Here is a 15,860-nt window from a genome sequence, read left to right as displayed (position 1 = left end):
TCCGGGCGGGCGACGGGGCCAAGGAGAGTCGCGCTCAGCCCTCGCGCGTGCCCAGCGCCGCCGTCAGCAGCCCGTCCCAGTCGGCGATCTTCACCGGGCCCCGGCCCAGCGAGCGCCCCAGCTCCGCCTCCGCCGCCTCGATGTCCAGCCAGCCCCGCCACCGGACGGGACGCAGGCCCGACTCCCGCATGGCGTCCACCGGTTCGCCCTCCACCGGCCGCCGCGCGAGGGCTTCCGCGTCCTGGAGGAGCGAGGTCACCGTCTCCTTGGCGCACGGGCGGTTGGTGCCGATGACGCCCGTCGGACCGCGCTTGATCCACCCCGCCACGTACTCGCCGGGCGACGGCACGCCGTCGCGCAGGACCCGTCCGGCCGCGTGCGGGACGGTCCCCGTCGCCGGGTCGAACGGCAGGCCCGCGAGCGGCACGCCCAGATAGCCGACCGCCCGCAGCACCAGCTGCGCCTCGATCTCCTCGTACGTGCCGGTGCCGCGCACGCCCCCGGCCCCGTCCGGGGCGGTGTGCTCGAACCGGACGCCGCCCACCCGCCCGTCCCGCTCCAGGATCTCCACCGGACGCAGGAAGAACCGCAGCCGCAGCGTGCGCTCCACCCCGCGCGGCACGCGGTCCGGCGCCGCCCAGCCGCGCAGCACCTCGACGTTGCGGCGGACGGCGGCCGGCAGCGCGGAGGGGTCCGAACAGGCCGGATCCAGGGCCAGTTCGGCGGCGTCCACCACGGCCTCGGCGCTCGGCAGCGAGCCCAGCTCGCGCAGCTCCTTGGTGGTGAACTTCGCCTGCGAGGGGCCGCGCCTGGCCACCATGTGCACCTCGCGCACCCGGCTCGCCGCCAGCGCGCCCAGCGCCGCGTGCGGCACGTCGGTGGGGCGCAGCTCGTCGGCGCCGCGCGACAGGACGCGGGCCACGTCGACCGCCACGTTGCCCGCGCCGATGACGACGGCCGAGCGGGCGGTGAGCCATTCGAGGGAGAAGCCGCCGGTCCCCGCGTCGGGATGGGCGCTGTACCAGGAGACGAAGTCGGTGGCCGAGCAGCTGCCCGGCAGGTCCTCGCCGGGAATGCCGAGCCGGCGGTCGGCGGACGCGCCCACGCAGTACACCACCGCGTGGTAGAGCCGCAGCAGCCGCTCCGGCGACACGCCCCCGGGCCCGATCTCGACGTGGCCGAGGAAGTTGATCCGTTCGTCCTCCAGGACCGTGCGCAGGTTGTTCTGGAGGGACTTGATCTTCTCGTGGTCGGGCGCCACCCCGTAGCGCACCAGGCCGTACGGGCAGGGCAGCCGGTCCAGGACGTCGATCCGCAGCCCCGGTACCGCGCTCTGGGTGACCAGGGACTGGGCGGTGTAGACCCCGCTCGGCCCGGAACCGACGACGGCGATGCGCAGCACGACGGGTGCTCCCTTCCCGCAGGAGGATCCCACCAGGGACTCCAGCATCGCACCGGGGCGCGCGCGGCGTCAGGGGACGGCGAGGGGTTTCCCCTGCGGCGGCGGGTTTCCGAGCTCCCAGTCGAGCCCGAACCGCTGGAACAGCTCGGCCCGCAGCCGGGGCACCTCCATGGGTGCGCCGGGCAGCAGCGCCGCGAAGACCGCGCCCATCAGGAGCGCGCGCAGCATGGGGTAGTCGGCGTCCACGTCCGTCGACCCGTACCGCTCCATGGTGTCCCTCAGCAGCCAGGAGAGCCGCTGCTGCTCGGGGCACTGCACGAACCCCTCGGCCTGGAGGATCCCGGCCATGTGGGCGCGCATCAGCACGGGGTGGACCTTGGTGAGCCCCAGTATGGCGTCGATGGCGCGGGCCAGCCGCTCCCGGCCGTCGTCGGTGCGCGGCTCCTGCTCCAGGCCCGCTTCCAGGGCCAGGTGCATGACCCGGTGGACGGCCGACTGGAGCAGCTGGCGCTTGCCGGGGAAGTAGTACGAGACCAGACCGCGCGCCGAACCGGCCCGGTCGGCGATGTCGCCGAGGGTCGTCGCCTCGTAGCCGTGCTCCGCCACCAGCTCGACCGTCGCCTGGAGCAGCCGTTCACGGGAACGTCGGCGCAACTCTTCATTGACCGATGCGCTGCGCGGGGACATGCTGTAACTCCTGCGTTGACTGGCTCTGAGCCAATATACTCAGGTCACCGTATGCGGGAACCCCTCCCGGGGGTTCTGGCCTGCGGATTTGCTGCCCTTTCTGGGTGACGCGGGGGATCACCCAGAAAGGGCGGCCCTTCTTTGCCCTGCTCTTCGTCCAGGTCGACGACGTCCAGGACGGGGCGCAGCCCGGTCGGCCGCTCCTCGACCGGCAGATGGTCCACGAAGTGGACGGCGCAGCCGAGTGCCGCGGCGCCGCCGTCCGCCCGGCGGTCGTCGCCCACCATCAGCACCTCGTCCGGCTCCCGCCCGATCGCCTCGCAGGCCGCCCGGAACAGCCGCGCGTCCGGCTTCTGCACCCCGTGCTCGTACGACAGGACATACGCGTCCACCAGGCCGTCCAGCCCGTGGGCGCGCAGCACCGGGCGCAGGTCCCAGCCGATGTTGCTCACCACCGCCACGCGCGCGCCCCGCTCGCGCAGCCCGGTCAGGACCGCGCGCGCGTCGGGATAGGGGTGCCAGGCGGCAGGTGTCATGTGCCGTTCGTAGAGCGCGGTGTACAACTGCGGATCCGGCAGTGTCACCCGCTTCGCGAGCCCGGTGTACGCGGCCCGGTGGAGCTCGGCGCTGCGGTCGCGGGTCGCCCACAGCTCCGCCAGGTGCGGCGGCACGTGCGATGGGTCCGCGCCGCCGGGCAGCGCGCCCGCCTCGGTCAACTCCTCCACGTACCGGGCGAGTTGTTCCTCCGGGAGCGTGATGCCCCGCTCGTCGAGGACGGCGCCGAGCCACTCCCGCGTGGACTCGACGCGGAACAGCGTCCCGGAGAAGTCGAACAGCACACCCTTGATCGCCATGGCGGCGATCCTTCCCTCCGCGCCCCGGCCGGTTCAAGCCCCGTCGGCGGTTCGCGGCCGGTTCGCGCCGCATCTCCCGTACGCCGCCGCCGACAGCGCCACCAGGGCCGCGCCGATCAGCCAGCCGCCGACCACGTCCGAGAGCCAGTGGACGCCGAGATAGACCCGGGTGAAGCCCACCCCCAGCACCGAGACGGCACCGGCCGCAGCCACCGCCCGCCGTACCGCCTGGCGCGCGCCGCGGGCGACGGCCAGCCACAGCAGGAGTCCGAATGTCACCGTCACGGTGAGCGCGTGGCCCGACGGGAAGGCCGCGTACGACGCGGAATCGACGGGATCCGGCCAGCTGGGCCGCTCCCGCCCGAGCGCCGCCTTCAGGCTCTGCTGGACGAGGGTGCCCAGCGCGCTCGTCGCCGCCGCCCACAGCGCGAGGCGCCGTCCGCCGCGTACGAAGAGGGCGACGGCCACCACGGCCAGCAGGGCGCGCATCGTCCAGGTGTCCCAGACCCAGTCGGTGAGCACCCGGTTGACGTGGGTGAGCCCCGGCTCGGCCACGGCCGTCCTGTGGAGCCTGTCGGCGACCGTGCGGTCGAGGGACATCAGCGGCCCCCACTCGGCCGCCACAAGGGCCAGCAGGAGGCCGCAGAGGGCCGCCAGGGCCGCACCCGCGCGAGCCGGACCGCCGGTGGCGGCGCGGGCGCGGGTCGGCGCGGGTGGGCTGGGCATGGGCTCGATCCTCGCTGAGGTGCCGACGGGCCGATCTCGGGTGCGGGCTCAGCCCAGGGCGCGCAGGCCCGGGACGAAGGCCACGAGCAGGGGCACCACCGGGACCAGGGCGGCCGCCGCCGTCAGCCGGAGCCGGTGGCCGGCGGGGAGCCGGGGCGAGGCGGCGAGCAGCCGCTTCACCCGCTGCGGGACCTCGCCGTGCGGGGCCGGGCAGGGGCCGAACAGGCCCCGGTCCTCGTTGAGTTCGACCAGCGCGAGCGCGATCGTCAGCCGTCCGTACCGCCGCGAGGCGACGTCGTCCGCGGCCAGTTCGACCAGCCGGTGCATCTCGTCCCGGAAGGCCGCGAACACCGGGATCTTGGGGAACCCGTTGGCCAGCGCGGCCGAGCAGTTCAGCAGCCAGTGGTGACGGGCGCGCGCGTGGCCCTGCTCATGGGCGAGCACGGCATCGAGCTGACGGCCCTTCAGGCGTCGAAGTGCCGCGGTGGTGATGACCAGTTGGGGGCTGGGGCCCGGCAGCCACCAGGCGTCCGGGCGCTGGGCCTCCAGGACCACCAGCGGCGCCCCGCCGGGCTCCTCGCCGGGCAGCAGCGGCGCGCGCACCAGCAGCTCCGAACGCCGGGCCCGGCGCCGCGCCCGCGCGTCGCGGACCTCCCGGGTGAGCATCGCGGCCGTCCAGGCGCCGCCGCAGAAGAGCAGCACCGCGAGCGCCGCCGACCACGGGCCGTACGGGCCCAGCGCGTAGGCGTCGACCACCGCGCGCGGAGCGGTCGCGAACACCTGCCCCCGTACCGTCTGCCAGGCCGCCGCCGCGCTGAAGACCATCGCCAGGGCGAAGCACAGCAGCACCGCCGCCACCACGCACTGCCAGACCCACAGCGCCACCACCGGCTCGCGCTCGGCCCAGTGGGCGCGCGCGAACAGTCGCGGGGCCACCACGGCGGACACGACGCCGAGCGCCAGCAGCGCGAGGGAGACCATCATGGCTTCAGCCTATGAGCGGGGCCGTCGCCATAGGTACGACCTTGCACAGCAAGTGACGCACGCCACGTTTTGATCACGGTCTCGGCGGGCGTCTCGGAGCGGATGCCCGGAGAATCGCGGACGGGCCCCGGGCGAACCCCGCGCGGACGTCAGAGGGCGAGCAGCATCGCCAGCATGGCGATCCCCATCGACAACCGGCACGCCAGCGTCAGTTCGGGCCGCGCGCCCCAGCCGCGCGCACCGCCGTCGCCCGCCGGTCCGGCCACGGGCAGCAGCCGTACGCCCGTCGTGAGCACATAGCCCACGTAGTAGACCAGCAGCGCGCCGGTGATCAGCGGGATCCCGCTCGCCGGTCCCGTGTGGTCCCCGTGGGCGTGACCGCCCGGGGGGCTCATCGCCAGCGCCATGTAGACCATCGCGAGGGAGCCGATCACATGGTGCAGATGGTGGCCGCCGCCGCTGCCGTGCGCACGCGCGAGCCAGCCCGCCCGCAGGGCCACGGCGCCGAAGACCCCCGCGTACACGGCGAAGATCCAGGACGGCATGGCCACGATTGCGGCCGGGACGGCCATAGCGGCCATCCCGAAGCCCATCACCGCCTCGCCCCCGGCCGAACTGCGCGCCCGTGCGCAGTCGCTGCGCAGCCGCATGACGCAGTACGCGCCGGTGGCCGCGCACACCGCCACGAGCAGCCAGCCGGACAGCGCGGTTCCGTGCATGGCACACCTCCCCGCTCGACATCTCGACATGTCGCCCCTGCCGAGGGGTCGATTCCCGTGCGGGCGGTGGCGCACGCGGGCGCAAGGGCACACAAGGGGGCGCGTGGGGAGCTCGCGTACCGCCGGGCTGTTCGTGGTCTTCGTGGCGGAGGCCCGTCTCACGCGCGAAAGCGCAGCGGATGGTCGGCGGGCACCTCCACCACGACGATCGGCACCCCGTCCGGGTCCTGGAGCCACATCTCGATGAGCCCCCACGGCTCGCGCACCGGAGGCCGCGTGATCTCCACCCCGCGCCCGGTCAGCTCCTCGTACGCCTGCGCCGCGTCCGCCACCTGGAGCCACAGCCGCAGACCGGGCGCGGGAGGCGCCTCGGCGCGGCCGGACACCTCCAGGAAGCCCCCGCCGAGGAAGTAGACCGTGCCGCGCTCCGGCCCGGTGCCGAACTCGCGGTGGACCGCGAGCCCCAACTGCCCGCCGTAGAAGGCGCGTGAGCGGTCGGGGTCGGTGGGGCGCAGAAGAGTCCTGCTGCTCAGTACATGCACCATGCCGGAGGAGCTTAGAGGCGGGGTTACGCTCGGGGTGCGCCCGCCACGTCATGATGCAGTTGGGAGAACGTTCGCCATGGACACCACCCGCGCCGGAGAGCTGAGCTACCGGGACGCCACCGAGGCCGATGTCGAGGAGCTGGTGCCGCTCATCGAGTCGGCGTACCGCGGGGACTCCAGCAGGACCGGCTGGACCACAGAGGCGGACATCCTCGAAGGGCAGCGCACCGACCCGGACGGGGTGCGCAAGGTGATCACCACGCCCGGCAGCCGGCTGCTCACGGTGGAGCGGGACGGCGCCATCGTCGCCTGCTGCCAGCTCGAACACCGCGGCGACGCGGCCTACTTCGGGATGTTCGCGGTCCGCCCCGGCCTCCAGGGCGGCGGCCTCGGCAAGGAGATCATCGCCGAGGCGGAGCGCACCGCGCGCGAGGACTGGGGCGTGACCGAGATGCACATGACGGTGATCTCGGTACGGGACGAGCTGATCGCCTGGTACGAGCGGCGCGGCTACCGCCGTACGGGAGAGCTGACGCCCTTCCCGTACGGCGACGAGCGCTTCGGCATCCCGCAGCGCGAGGACCTGGCCTTCGAGCTCCTGGTGAAGGAACTGGTCTAGCAGGCACCGGGTCGGCGGAACGTGCGGCGGCTCACGCGGTGAAACGGCCGGTGCGGCGGATCTCGGGGTAGTCCGTCGTCGCGCCGTCCAGGCCCAGCGCGCGCACCAGCCGCAGATGGTCCTGGGTGTTCACCACCCACCCGATGACCTGCACGGACAGGGCGTGGGCCCGTTCGACGTCCTCCAGCGTGAGACGGCGGATGTCGAGCGAGAGGGCGTGCGCGCCCACCGCCGTGGCCCGGTCCACGATCCCGCTGTCCCAGCGGCTCGCGACGAGGACCGTGCGTACCCCCGGCACCAGCGAGGAGATCCGCGCGAGCGCCTCCTCGTGGAACGAGGAGACCGTGACCCGGCCGACGACATCGCGCGCGTGGATGACGCGCGCGAGCTCGTCGGCGGCCCTGATGTCCTTGATCTCGGCCTGGAGCGGTGAGGCGACCGCGTCCAGGACCTCCTCGAACAGCGGGATGCGCTCGCCCTGACCGGCGTCAAGCTCCCGCAGCTCGGCGACCGTCTTGTCGGCCACCGGGCCCTTCCCGTCCGTGGTGCGGTCCACCTCGGCGTCGTGCAGCACGACGAGCGCGCCGTCCTTGCTGAGGTGCAGATCCAGTTCGATGACGTCCATGCCCGAGCGTTCGGCCCGGACGAAGGAACGCAGGGTGTTCTCCGGCTCTACACCCATGACCCCGCGATGACCGATGGTGAGGAACGTCAAGACAGGCCTCGCTTCCGTCGACGGCGGTTTGCGCGCGGCGCAGTCCCGTGCGCACGCGGCAGTGCCGCAGCCTAACGGCCGGGGCGCGCGTGGGACCCCGGCTCGCGCGGGGCAGTGGAGGCGTCCGCCCGTACGCCGCAGGGCGTGCGGGCGTGTGACGGGTCACCCGGAGGTGGGCGAGTCCCCGGATCCTTGACGCGGGGGAGCACTACGTCCGCGCCGTGGCAGAACCGAGCGCGCCGGGGGAGCGTCACAGAAAAAACAGCGGTCTGTGTGACGGCGCACAGGATAATTTCCCGGGATCCCCCTTGAGTGGGTGAACCGAACACGGATACGGTGTCTTAACGCGAGGTTCTCCTGTGGAGGAAGTGACATGACGGAAATTCTTGTGCAGGACGTGGCTGCAGAGGGCGGGATCGCCGACCCGGCCGTGGTCGAGCACCCTGCCTGGACCGTGCTCAAGAGTTCCGTCGAGGAGATCCGGCCCTGGCAGTCCAAGGACGGCTCCATCGACTTCGACGCCGAGGGCGCACCGGCCCGTGCCGCCGTGGAGGCCGTGGTCGAGCGGATGGCGGGCGCGGTCGAGGACCTCTCCCCGCTGGTGCCGCACGATGCCGCGTACCACCGCGCGCTCGTCGCGGACCTGCGCAAGTGGGCCGACAGCGCCTTCGACGTGCCGGACTTCCTGGACTCGCTGCTCGCCTTCCACCCGGCCGCGGACCGCGCCGACGGGTTGCAGCGCCTTGTCCTCTTCCCCATGTACACGCAGAACGGCAACCTGGACCGCAACTTCGAGGCGGTCGTGCTGCGCATGGTGTGGCCCGACTGGCTGGCCGAGCTGGAGGCCACCCGCTACGACAACCCGCTCTTCTGCGGCATCGCCTTCGAGGACTTCACCGCCGGGTACGACACCCACTCGGCCGTCCTCTTCCCGGAGACCATCGCCGTGCGCGAGGCGCCCGAGCGCTTCACCTGGGGCGGCATCTTCTGCGACCGCGAGGCCGCCCGCTTCCGCCGGGTCACCGACGCGGCCGTCGACATCCTGGGCCTGGAGCTGCCCGAGGACATCGCCGCGATGGTCCACGACCAGAAGCGCTGCGAAGAGGCCTTCGTGCTCTGGGACATGGTCCACGACCGCACCCACAGCCACGGCGACCTGCCCTTCGACCCGTTCATGATCAAGCAGCGCCAGCCGTTCTGGATGTACGGCCTGGAGGAGCTGCGCTGCGACCTCACCGCCTTCAAGGAGGCCGTGAAGCTGGAGGCCGAGGGCAACCGGCACGGCCGCGACGTGCAGTACGCGGTGCTCTTCGACCGGATGTTCCGCTTCCCGGTCTCCGGCGACCGCAACCGCAACTACGACGGCCTCGGCGGCCAGCTGCTCTTCGCGTACCTCCACAAGCACGACGTGGTGCGCTGGACCGACAACAAGCTGCACATCGACTGGGAGCAGGCCCCCCGGGTCACCAACGAGCTCTGCGCCGAGATCGAGAAGCTCTACCGGGACGGCATCGACCGCCCGAAGCTGGTGCACTGGTTCGCCGCGTACGACCTGGTCTCCACCTACCTCGCGCCGCACCCGGGATCCCGCTGGGCCAAGGGCCCGGACGCCCTGGACCTCTCGCTGCCGCCGCGCAAACTGGTCGACGACGTGCTCGCGGACGAGTTTCCCCTGAGCATGTTCTATGAGGCGCTCGCCAAGAAGCTGAAGGACGTGATTGCCTCCACCAAGGGGATCACCGCGGCGGACGCTGATCGAGCTGCCGCGTGAGCGCTCGTACGGAGGAGACGATCATGAACGGCAATGGGAATGGCAACGGGCCGCTGAGCGGCGCCGTGATCGCGGTGGCCGGTGCGGCGGGCCCCGCGGGCCGCGCCGCCCTGCTCACGCTCGCCGAGGCGGGTGCCATCGTGGTGGCGTCCGACGCGGACGCCGCACGGCTGGCCGAGGCCGTCGACGCGGCGCGCTACGCACACGGCGGGGCGACCGTCGTGGGCGACACCGTCGACCTGCTCGACCTGGACGCCACCCGCGAGTGGGCGGCCAGGACCGAGAAGGAGTTCGGCCGGATCGACGGTCTGGTCCACCTCGTGGGCGGCTGGCGCGGCAGCGCCTCCTTTGCGGAGACCGACCTCGCCGACTGGGAGCTCCTGGAGAAGCTGCTCATCAAGACCGTGCAGCACACCTCGCTGGCCTTCCATGACGGGCTGCTGCGCAGCGACCGCGGCCGTTATGTGCTGGTGAGCCAGTCCGGGGCGCACAAGCCCACCGCGAACAACGCCGCGTACAACGCGGGCAAGGCCGCGGCCGAGGCGTGGACCCTCGCGCTCGCCGACGCCTTCCGCAAGGCGGGGGGCGAGGAGGGGCCGGGCGCCGCTGCTGCCATCCTGGTGATCAAGGCACTGGTGCACGACGCGATGCGCGCCGAGCGCCCGAATGCGAAGTTCGCGGGCTTCACCGACGTCAAGGAGCTGGCCGAGGCCATCGCCGGAGTCTGGGAGCGGCCCGCCGTGGAAGTGAATGGACAGCGCCTGTGGCTGACCCCCAAGCCGTGAAGACCGACGCGCGACGGCACCACGACCCCGAGGTGCGCGGCTTCGCCAGCGACAACTACGCGGGCGTGCACCCCGAGGTCCTGGCCGCCATCGCCCTCGCCAACGGCGGGCACCAGATCGCGTACGGGGAGGACGACTACACCGACCACCTCCAGCGCGTCATCCACAGCCACTTCGGCGCGAGCGCCGAGGCGTTCCCGGTCTTCAACGGGACGGGCGCCAACGTCGTCGCCCTCCAGGCGCTGACCGACCGCTGGGGATCGGTGATCTGCGCCGAGTCCGCGCACATCAACGTGGACGAGGGCGGCGCGCCGGAGCGCATGGCGGGCCTGAAGATGCTCACCGTGCCGACGCCGGACGGCAAGCTCACCCCCGAGCTCATCGACCGGCAGGCCTGGGGCTGGGAGGACGAGCACCGCGCGATGCCGCAGGTCGTCTCGCTCGCCCAGAACACCGAGCTGGGCACGGTCTACACGCCGGACGAGATCCGCGCGATCTGCGACCACGCCCACCAGCACGGCATGAAGGTGCACCTCGACGGCGCCCGGATAGCCAACGCGGCCGCGTCGCTGAACGTGCCGATGCGTGCGTTCACCAACGCCGCGGGCGTCGACGTGATCTCGTACGGCGGCACCAAGAACGGCATGCTGTTCGGCGAGGCCGTCGTGGTGCTCAACCCGGACGCGGTGCGCCGGATGAAGCACATCCGCAAGATGTCGATGCAGCTCGCCTCCAAGATGCGGTTCGTCTCGGTGCAGTTGGAGGCGCTGCTCGCCAAGGACCTGTGGCTGCGCAACGCGCGCCACGCCAACGCCATGGCGCAGCGCCTGGCCGAGGGCGTCCGCTCGGTGGACGGGGTGGAGATCCTCTACCCGGTCCAGGCGAACGCGGTCTTCGCCCGGCTGCCGCACGACGTGAGCGAGCGGCTGCAGAAGCGCTACCGCTTCTACTTCTGGGACGAGGCGGCCGGCGACGTGCGCTGGATGTGCTCGTACGACACCACCGAGGACGACGTGGACGGCTTCCTCACGGCGCTCAAGGAAGAGATGTCCCGCTGAGGCAATAGTCTCAGTGGCTAAATACGTATGCGGCCGACCGTAAAGTCATTGACTCGCGGTCGGCCGCTTTCGTGTGCCCGCGCCGGCCGCAGTTCAGTGAGGTGGACTATCCAGTACTCTATGATGTACCGCATCCGATGGTGCCGGCCGCTCTGAAGGCCGCGCCCGACCGTCCCCACCTCTGGCGGACGCTCCCGACCGAACTGTGAGGCACGACCGACCATGACGCTCACGCTCACCGTGTCCGACGAGGTGCGCGCGCTCGCGCCCGGCTTCACCCATGTCGCCGTCCAGGCCCGCGGACTCGTCAACGGCCCCAGCGACGAGGCGAGTTCGGCGCTGCTCGACGAGGCCGCCCGGCGGCTGCGCGAGCGGCTCGGCGCGCTCGCCCCGCACGAGGACCCGCACATGGTTGCCTGGCGCGACGCGTACACCGCGTTCGGCGCCAAGCCCTCGCGCACCCGCAACTCGGCCGAGGCGCTCGCCAGGCGCGCGCTCGCCGACGGCGGCCTGCCGCGCATCAACCGGCTCGTCGACGTCTACAACGCGATCAGCGTCGCCCATCTGATCCCGGTCGGCGGCGAGGACACCGACCGCATCGCCGGGTCGATGCGACTGGTGCGGGCCACCGGCGACGAGCCGTTCCCCACCGTCGCGGGCGGCGAGGCGGCCGTCGAGCACCCGGACGCGGGCGAGGTGGTGTGGTGCGACGACGAGGGCGTCACCTGCCGCCGCTGGAACTGGCGCCAGGGCGTGCGGACCCGGCTCACCGACGACTCCGTCAACGCCCTCTTCCTGCTGGAGGGGATGGCCCCGCACTGCGCCCTGGAAGAGGCGGCGGCGGAGCTCGCCGAGCTCCTGGAGAAGGTGAGCCCCGGGGCGCGGATCACCGTCCACGCCCCGGTCGCCGCCGGGGCGTGACGATTCAGCGGCCCCCGCGCCGGCTCAGCGGCTGGCCTCGCGCTCGCGCACCTCTTCGGGCGTGGGCGCGGTGCCGCCGAGGTGGGCCGGGATCCACCAGGTGTCCGCGGCGTCCTTGGGACGTACGGGATAGGCGCGCTGGGCGGCTTCCAGGAGCTCCTGGCACCGCTCGCGCAGCCGCCGGGTGATCGCTCCCGCGTACTGGTCGGCGGGGGCCTCGACCGGCTCGCCGACCCGGATGGTGACGGGGATGTGGCTGCGCTTGAAGTTGCGCGGACGGCCCTTGGTCCATACCCGCTGGGTGCCCCACAGCGCCATCGGGATCAGCGGGACCCCGGCCTCCTGAGCGAGCCGGGCCGCGCCCGACTTGAAGGTCTTCAGCGTGAACGACTGCGAGATGGTCGCCTCGGGGAAGACCCCGACGATCTCTCCCGAGCGCAGCGAGTCCAGGGCGTGCGCGTACGCCGCCTCGCCCTGCTTGCGGTCGACCGGGATGTGCTTCATGCCGCGCATCAGCGGGCCCGAGATCTTGTGCCGGAAGACCGACTCCTTCGCCATGAAGCGCACCAGGCGCTTCTGCGGCAGCGCGGCGAGCCCGGTGAAGATGAAGTCCAGATAGCTGATGTGGTTGCTGACCAGCACCGCGCCGCCGGAGCGGGGGATGTTCTCCGAACCCTGGGTGTCGATCTTCAGGTCGAGCGCCTTGAACATCGTGAGAGCGGCGCCGACGACCGGCCGATAGACGAGTTCTGCCATCTGGAGAAGACCCTTCTGTTTCCCGGGGAGGGTTCTCCCGGTGGAAGTTACGCAGCCGTAGGTTTTCGGCGTTGGGCAGATCGTGCCCGATACGCGCCGTGGTGGCCAGTCCTGGGGCCTTGGGACGGGGAGATTCTCATCACGTACGCCCAGGTCGGGGCAGCCGGGAATCTTCCGGGCGGCCTTCGGCGCTGAACACGCCGGACGGCCGGATCGAGGAGAGGAAGCGCGGTGCGCGAGGACGGGCCGAGGCTGGGAGCAGCCCAGTTGGGCGCGGAGCTGGGCGAGCGGGCGACCCTCGTGCAGTTCTCCAGCGCGTTCTGCCAGCCCTGCCGGGCAACTCGGCGCACCCTGGCGGACGTTGCCGCGATGGTGGCGGGGGTCGCCCATGTGGAGATCGACGCCGAGGAGCACCTGGCGCTGGTGCGCGCCCTGGACATCCGGGTCACGCCGACGGTCCTGGTCCTGGACCGCACCGGCCGGATCGTGCGCCGCGCGGCCGGTCAGCCGCGCCGGGCCGATGTGATCGCCGCACTCGGAAAGGCGGTGTGAGCTGCGTGGAGCGGGCCGTGATGGATCTCCCACATCGTAGAAGGCACTTGACTGGGGCCACCGGCAATCGTCAATCTGACGATGTGCCGACCAGAATCCTTCTCTTCGGGCGCGTCCATGTGGACCTCGCCCGCAACGCAAGTGCGCGCTGTCCGGGCTGCTGAGCAGCCCCCAGCCCCCTCGCACCCACCGCAGAAGGACAACTCCATGACGGCTTCGCCCGAGCTCGGCACCGCACGCCCCGCCTCCCCCCAGCTGTTCCGCGCGGTCTTCCGCCAGCACGCCGCCGGTGTGGCGGTGATCACCGCGCAGCGTGACGGCCGGCCCGTCGGCTTCACCGCCACCTCCCTCAACTCCGTCGCCGCCGAGCCGCCGTTGCTCTCGTTCGGCATCGGCACCGGATCCTCCAGCTGGCCCGTCGTCTCCGAGGCCGAGCACATAGGCGTCCACATCCTCGGCGAACACCAGGAAGACCTCGCCGCGACCTTCGCCCGCAGCGGCGCCGACCGCTTCGGCGGTGCCACCCGCTGGCAGCCGGGACCCGAGGGCGTGCCGGTGCTCGACGGCGTGCTGGCCTGGCTGGTGTGCCGGGTGGTCGCGCGCATCCCGGCCGGGGACCACCGCATCGTGGTCGGCCAGGCGGTCTTCGGCGAGCCCGCCGGGGCGGGCCGTCCGCTCCTCTACCACCAGGGTCGCTTCAACGCTCTGCGCGACTGAATCGTCTCCGTACCCGCCGGTTACTCAGCGTTGGCAACGTCACAGTTCAAAGCGCTTGCTTACGGGGAACACAGTGGGTGTACTGACGAGTAATATTTCCTTCGGAGCGTCGGTCGCCCCGACCGGAAACCGCCCCATCAGGCGCCTATGCTGCGTGCAACAAGGCAGCCCAGAAATGACGATGCAGTAGGAGAGCCGGCGTGAGCTTGAGGATCGTTGTCTGTGTGAAGTACGTGCCCGACGCCACCGGCGACCGGCACTTCGCCGATGACCTGACCGTCGACCGCGACGACGTCGACGGCCTCCTTTCGGAACTCGACGAGTACGCGGTCGAGCAGGCACTGCAGATCGCCGACGAGGCGGACGACGCGGAGATCACCGTGCTGACCGTCGGCCCCGAGGACGCCAAGGACGCGCTGCGCAAGGCGCTCTCCATGGGCGCCGACAAGGCCGTCCACGTCGAGGACGACGACCTGCACGGCACCGACGTCGTCGGCACCTCGCTGGTGCTCGCCAAGGCCATCGAGAAGACCGGTTACGACCTGGTCGTCTGCGGCATGGCCTCGACCGACGGCACCATGGGCGTGCTGCCGGCGCTGCTCGCCGAGCGTCTGAACGTTCCGCAGGTGACGCTCCTCTCCGAGGTCTCGGTCGACGGTGGCGTGGTCAAGGGCCGCCGCGACGGCGACACCGCGTCGGAGCAGCTGGAGGCGTCCCTGCCGGCCGTCGTGTCCGTGACGGACCAGTCGGGCGAGGCCCGCTACCCGTCCTTCAAGGGCATCATGGCCGCCAAGAAGAAGCCGGTGGAGTCGCTGGACCTGGGCGACCTGGACCTGGACGCCGACGAGGTCGGCCTCGAAGGCGCCTGGACCGCGGTCGACTCGGCCGCCGAGCGTCCGGCCCGTACCGCCGGCACGATCGTCAAGGACGAGGGCGAGGGCGGCAAGCAGCTGGCCGAGTTCCTCGCGAGCCAGAAGTTCATCTAGGGCTCGTCGACAGACTCGTAGCGCCCAACCGCCCCCAGATTCTTCGTACTTCGCAGGAGATTGAGTCCCATGGCTGAAGTTCTCGTCTACGTCGACCACGTCGACGGCGCCGTCCGCAAGCCGACCCTGGAGCTGCTGACGCTGGCCCGCCGCATCGGCGAGCCGGTGGCGGTCGCCGTCGGCGCCGGTGCCGAGGCCACCGCGCCCGCGCTCGCCGAGCACGGCGCCACCCGTGTGCTGACCGCCGACGCCCCGGAGTTCGCCGACTACCTCGTCGTGCCGAAGGTGGACGCGCTCCAGGCCGCGTACGAGGCCGTCTCCCCGGCCGCCGTGCTCGTCCCGTCCTCCGCCGAGGGCAAGGAGATCGCGGCCCGCCTCGCGGTCCGCATCGGCTCCGGCATCATCACCGACGCCGTCGACCTGGAGGCCGGCGACAACGGCCCGGTGGCCACCCAGTCGGCGTTCGCCGCCTCCTACACCACCAAGTCCCGCGTCTCCAAGGGCACCCCGGTCATCACGGTCAAGCCGAACTCGGCCGCCGTGGAGGCCGCCCCGGCCGCGGGCGCCGTCGAGGCCCTGGCCGTCACCTTCTCCGCGCAGGCCACCGGCACCAAGGTCGTCTCCCGCACCCCGCGCGAGTCGACCGGCCGCCCCGAGCTGACCGAGGCCGCGATCGTGGTCTCCGGCGGCCGCGGCGTCAACGGCGCCGAGAACTTCGCGATCATCGAGGCGCTCGCCGACTCGCTCGGTGCCGCCGTCGGCGCCTCCCGCGCCGCCGTCGACGCCGGCTGGTACCCGCACTCCAACCAGGTCGGCCAGACCGGCAAGTCGGTCTCGCCGCAGCTGTACATCGCGTCCGGCATCTCCGGCGCGATCCAGCACCGCGCCGGTATGCAGACCTCGAAGACGATCGTGGCGATCAACAAGGACGCCGAGGCCCCGATCTTCGACCTGGTCGACTACGGCGTGGTGGGCGACCTGTTCGACGTCGTTCCGCAGCTGACCGAAGAGGTCCAGGCGCGCAAGGGCTGACCTGCTCGTTCGTACTGCCCCGGGGGCCGCG

17 protein-coding genes and 2 pseudogenes are annotated in these 15,860 nt (G+C 72.0%); 10 read left to right on the top strand and 9 right to left on the bottom strand.

The features are described from left to right. Window positions 1–34: 34 nt before the first annotated feature. The 7 genes and pseudogenes from BX283_RS08345 to BX283_RS08315 all read right to left on the bottom strand — a co-directional run bounded on the left by BX283_RS08345 (window position 35) and on the right by BX283_RS08315 (window position 5,917). Window positions 35–1,402 (bottom strand): FAD-dependent oxidoreductase, encoded by a 1,368-nt coding sequence (locus tag BX283_RS08345; RefSeq protein ID WP_101387008.1) that lies wholly within the window; start codon window positions 1,400–1,402, stop codon window positions 35–37. Between the two features lie 69 nt (window positions 1,403–1,471). Next, the gene (locus tag BX283_RS08340; protein WP_101387007.1) at window positions 1,472–2,089 is read right to left on the bottom strand and encodes a TetR/AcrR family transcriptional regulator; all 618 of its coding nucleotides are present in this window, start codon (window positions 2,087–2,089) and stop codon (window positions 1,472–1,474) included. 164 nt (window positions 2,090–2,253) lie between these two features. Then, window positions 2,254–2,943: pseudogene (locus tag BX283_RS08335) on the bottom strand (HAD family hydrolase); the annotation flags it as partial. A gap of 33 nt (window positions 2,944–2,976) precedes the next feature. Then, window positions 2,977–3,669: a phosphatase PAP2 family protein gene (locus BX283_RS08330; protein WP_101387005.1), complete on the bottom strand. Its 693-nt coding sequence runs from the start codon at window positions 3,667–3,669 to the stop codon at window positions 2,977–2,979. Window positions 3,670–3,717: 48 nt separating this feature from the next. Further along, window positions 3,718–4,653 (bottom strand): M56 family metallopeptidase, encoded by a 936-nt coding sequence (locus BX283_RS08325; protein WP_101387004.1) that lies wholly within the window; start codon window positions 4,651–4,653, stop codon window positions 3,718–3,720. Window positions 4,654–4,802: 149 nt separating this feature from the next. Further along, a complete protein-coding gene (locus tag BX283_RS08320) occupies window positions 4,803–5,372 on the bottom strand; it encodes a DUF5134 domain-containing protein (protein ID WP_101387003.1) in 570 nt (189 codons plus the stop codon). A gap of 158 nt (window positions 5,373–5,530) precedes the next feature. Beyond that, entirely contained in the window at window positions 5,531–5,917 is a 387-nt protein-coding gene (locus BX283_RS08315) for a VOC family protein (RefSeq protein WP_101387002.1), read from the bottom strand. 76 nt (window positions 5,918–5,993) lie between these two features. Between BX283_RS08315 and BX283_RS08310 the strand changes: the two genes are divergently transcribed. Continuing rightward, window positions 5,994–6,536, top strand: a complete 543-nt coding sequence (locus BX283_RS08310) for a GNAT family N-acetyltransferase (protein ID WP_101387001.1) — start codon at window positions 5,994–5,996, stop codon at window positions 6,534–6,536. Between the two features lie 31 nt (window positions 6,537–6,567). On the opposite strand, the gene BX283_RS08305 is transcribed toward BX283_RS08310, so the two are convergent. Continuing rightward, window positions 6,568–7,251 carry a glycerophosphodiester phosphodiesterase family protein gene (locus tag BX283_RS08305; protein ID WP_101387000.1) on the bottom strand — a complete coding sequence of 228 codons (684 nt, stop codon included), beginning with the start codon at window positions 7,249–7,251 and terminating at the stop codon, window positions 6,568–6,570. A 373-nt stretch (window positions 7,252–7,624) separates the two neighbouring features. On the opposite strand from BX283_RS08305, the gene BX283_RS08300 reads away from it, so the two are divergent. From BX283_RS08300 to BX283_RS08280, 5 genes and pseudogenes are all read left to right on the top strand, one after another. After that, a complete protein-coding gene (locus tag BX283_RS08300) occupies window positions 7,625–9,022 on the top strand; it encodes a DUF6421 family protein (RefSeq protein ID WP_101386999.1) in 1,398 nt (465 codons plus the stop codon). A gap of 23 nt (window positions 9,023–9,045) precedes the next feature. Further along, a complete protein-coding gene (locus tag BX283_RS08295; RefSeq protein ID WP_101386998.1) occupies window positions 9,046–9,807 on the top strand; it encodes an SDR family NAD(P)-dependent oxidoreductase in 762 nt (253 codons plus the stop codon). Next, a complete protein-coding gene (locus tag BX283_RS08290) occupies window positions 9,804–10,865 on the top strand; it encodes a low specificity L-threonine aldolase (RefSeq protein ID WP_180357427.1) in 1,062 nt (353 codons plus the stop codon). The genes BX283_RS08295 and BX283_RS08290 overlap by 4 nt, the downstream gene beginning before the upstream one ends. A gap of 86 nt (window positions 10,866–10,951) precedes the next feature. Further along, window positions 10,952–11,074: pseudogene (locus BX283_RS41455) on the top strand (transglutaminase); the annotation flags it as partial. Window positions 11,075–11,087: 13 nt separating this feature from the next. Next, complete coding sequence (locus BX283_RS08280) at window positions 11,088–11,786, top strand: B3/4 domain-containing protein (RefSeq protein WP_101386996.1); 699 nt, start codon at window positions 11,088–11,090, stop codon at window positions 11,784–11,786. Window positions 11,787–11,810: 24 nt separating this feature from the next. Here BX283_RS08280 and BX283_RS08275 read toward each other — a convergent pair whose 3' ends face one another. Further along, on the bottom strand, window positions 11,811–12,542 hold the full coding sequence (locus BX283_RS08275) for a 1-acyl-sn-glycerol-3-phosphate acyltransferase (protein WP_101386995.1): 732 nt from the start codon (window positions 12,540–12,542) through the stop codon (window positions 11,811–11,813). A 231-nt stretch (window positions 12,543–12,773) separates the two neighbouring features. Between BX283_RS08275 and BX283_RS08270 the strand changes: the two genes are divergently transcribed. The 4 genes from BX283_RS08270 to BX283_RS08255 all read left to right on the top strand — a co-directional run bounded on the left by BX283_RS08270 (window position 12,774) and on the right by BX283_RS08255 (window position 15,829). Further along, window positions 12,774–13,094, top strand: coding sequence for a thioredoxin family protein (locus BX283_RS08270; protein WP_101386994.1), 321 nt, complete (start codon window positions 12,774–12,776; stop codon window positions 13,092–13,094). 207 nt (window positions 13,095–13,301) lie between these two features. Continuing rightward, entirely contained in the window at window positions 13,302–13,811 is a 510-nt protein-coding gene (locus BX283_RS08265; protein ID WP_101386993.1) for a flavin reductase family protein, read from the top strand. A 200-nt stretch (window positions 13,812–14,011) separates the two neighbouring features. Continuing rightward, window positions 14,012–14,797, top strand: a complete 786-nt coding sequence (locus BX283_RS08260; RefSeq protein WP_067154787.1) for an electron transfer flavoprotein subunit beta/FixA family protein — start codon at window positions 14,012–14,014, stop codon at window positions 14,795–14,797. Between the two features lie 69 nt (window positions 14,798–14,866). After that, entirely contained in the window at window positions 14,867–15,829 is a 963-nt protein-coding gene (locus tag BX283_RS08255; RefSeq protein ID WP_101386992.1) for an electron transfer flavoprotein subunit alpha/FixB family protein, read from the top strand. The last annotated feature ends 31 nt before the right edge of the window (window positions 15,830–15,860 follow it).

The organism is Streptomyces sp. TLI_146, from assembly GCF_002846415.1.
Classification (GTDB): Bacteria; Actinomycetota; Actinomycetes; order Streptomycetales; family Streptomycetaceae; genus Streptomyces.
Note: the sequence above shows the minus strand (reverse complement) of the source record. Positions and strands in the feature narration are given on the sequence as shown.

Bases quoted from the DNA above. Each gene is read 5' to 3' on its own strand.
- BX283_RS08340 (WP_101387007.1), bottom strand. From the start codon at position 2,089: ATGTCCCCGCGCAGCGCATCGGTCAATGAAGAGTTGCGCCGACGTTCC.
- BX283_RS08330 (WP_101387005.1), bottom strand. From the start codon at position 3,669: ATGCCCAGCCCACCCGCGCCGACCCGCGCCCGCGCCGCCACCGGCGGT.
- BX283_RS08325 (WP_101387004.1), bottom strand. From the start codon at position 4,653: ATGATGGTCTCCCTCGCGCTGCTGGCGCTCGGCGTCGTGTCCGCCGTG.
- BX283_RS08320 (WP_101387003.1), bottom strand. From the start codon at position 5,372: ATGCACGGAACCGCGCTGTCCGGCTGGCTGCTCGTGGCGGTGTGCGCG.
- BX283_RS08315 (WP_101387002.1), bottom strand. From the start codon at position 5,917: ATGGTGCATGTACTGAGCAGCAGGACTCTTCTGCGCCCCACCGACCCC.
- BX283_RS08310 (WP_101387001.1), top strand. From the start codon at position 5,994: ATGGACACCACCCGCGCCGGAGAGCTGAGCTACCGGGACGCCACCGAG.
- BX283_RS08300 (WP_101386999.1), top strand. From the start codon at position 7,625: ATGACGGAAATTCTTGTGCAGGACGTGGCTGCAGAGGGCGGGATCGCC.
- BX283_RS08295 (WP_101386998.1), top strand. From the start codon at position 9,046: ATGAACGGCAATGGGAATGGCAACGGGCCGCTGAGCGGCGCCGTGATC.
- BX283_RS08280 (WP_101386996.1), top strand. From the start codon at position 11,088: ATGACGCTCACGCTCACCGTGTCCGACGAGGTGCGCGCGCTCGCGCCC.
- BX283_RS08275 (WP_101386995.1), bottom strand. From the start codon at position 12,542: ATGGCAGAACTCGTCTATCGGCCGGTCGTCGGCGCCGCTCTCACGATG.
- BX283_RS08265 (WP_101386993.1), top strand. From the start codon at position 13,302: ATGACGGCTTCGCCCGAGCTCGGCACCGCACGCCCCGCCTCCCCCCAG.
- BX283_RS08255 (WP_101386992.1), top strand. From the start codon at position 14,867: ATGGCTGAAGTTCTCGTCTACGTCGACCACGTCGACGGCGCCGTCCGC.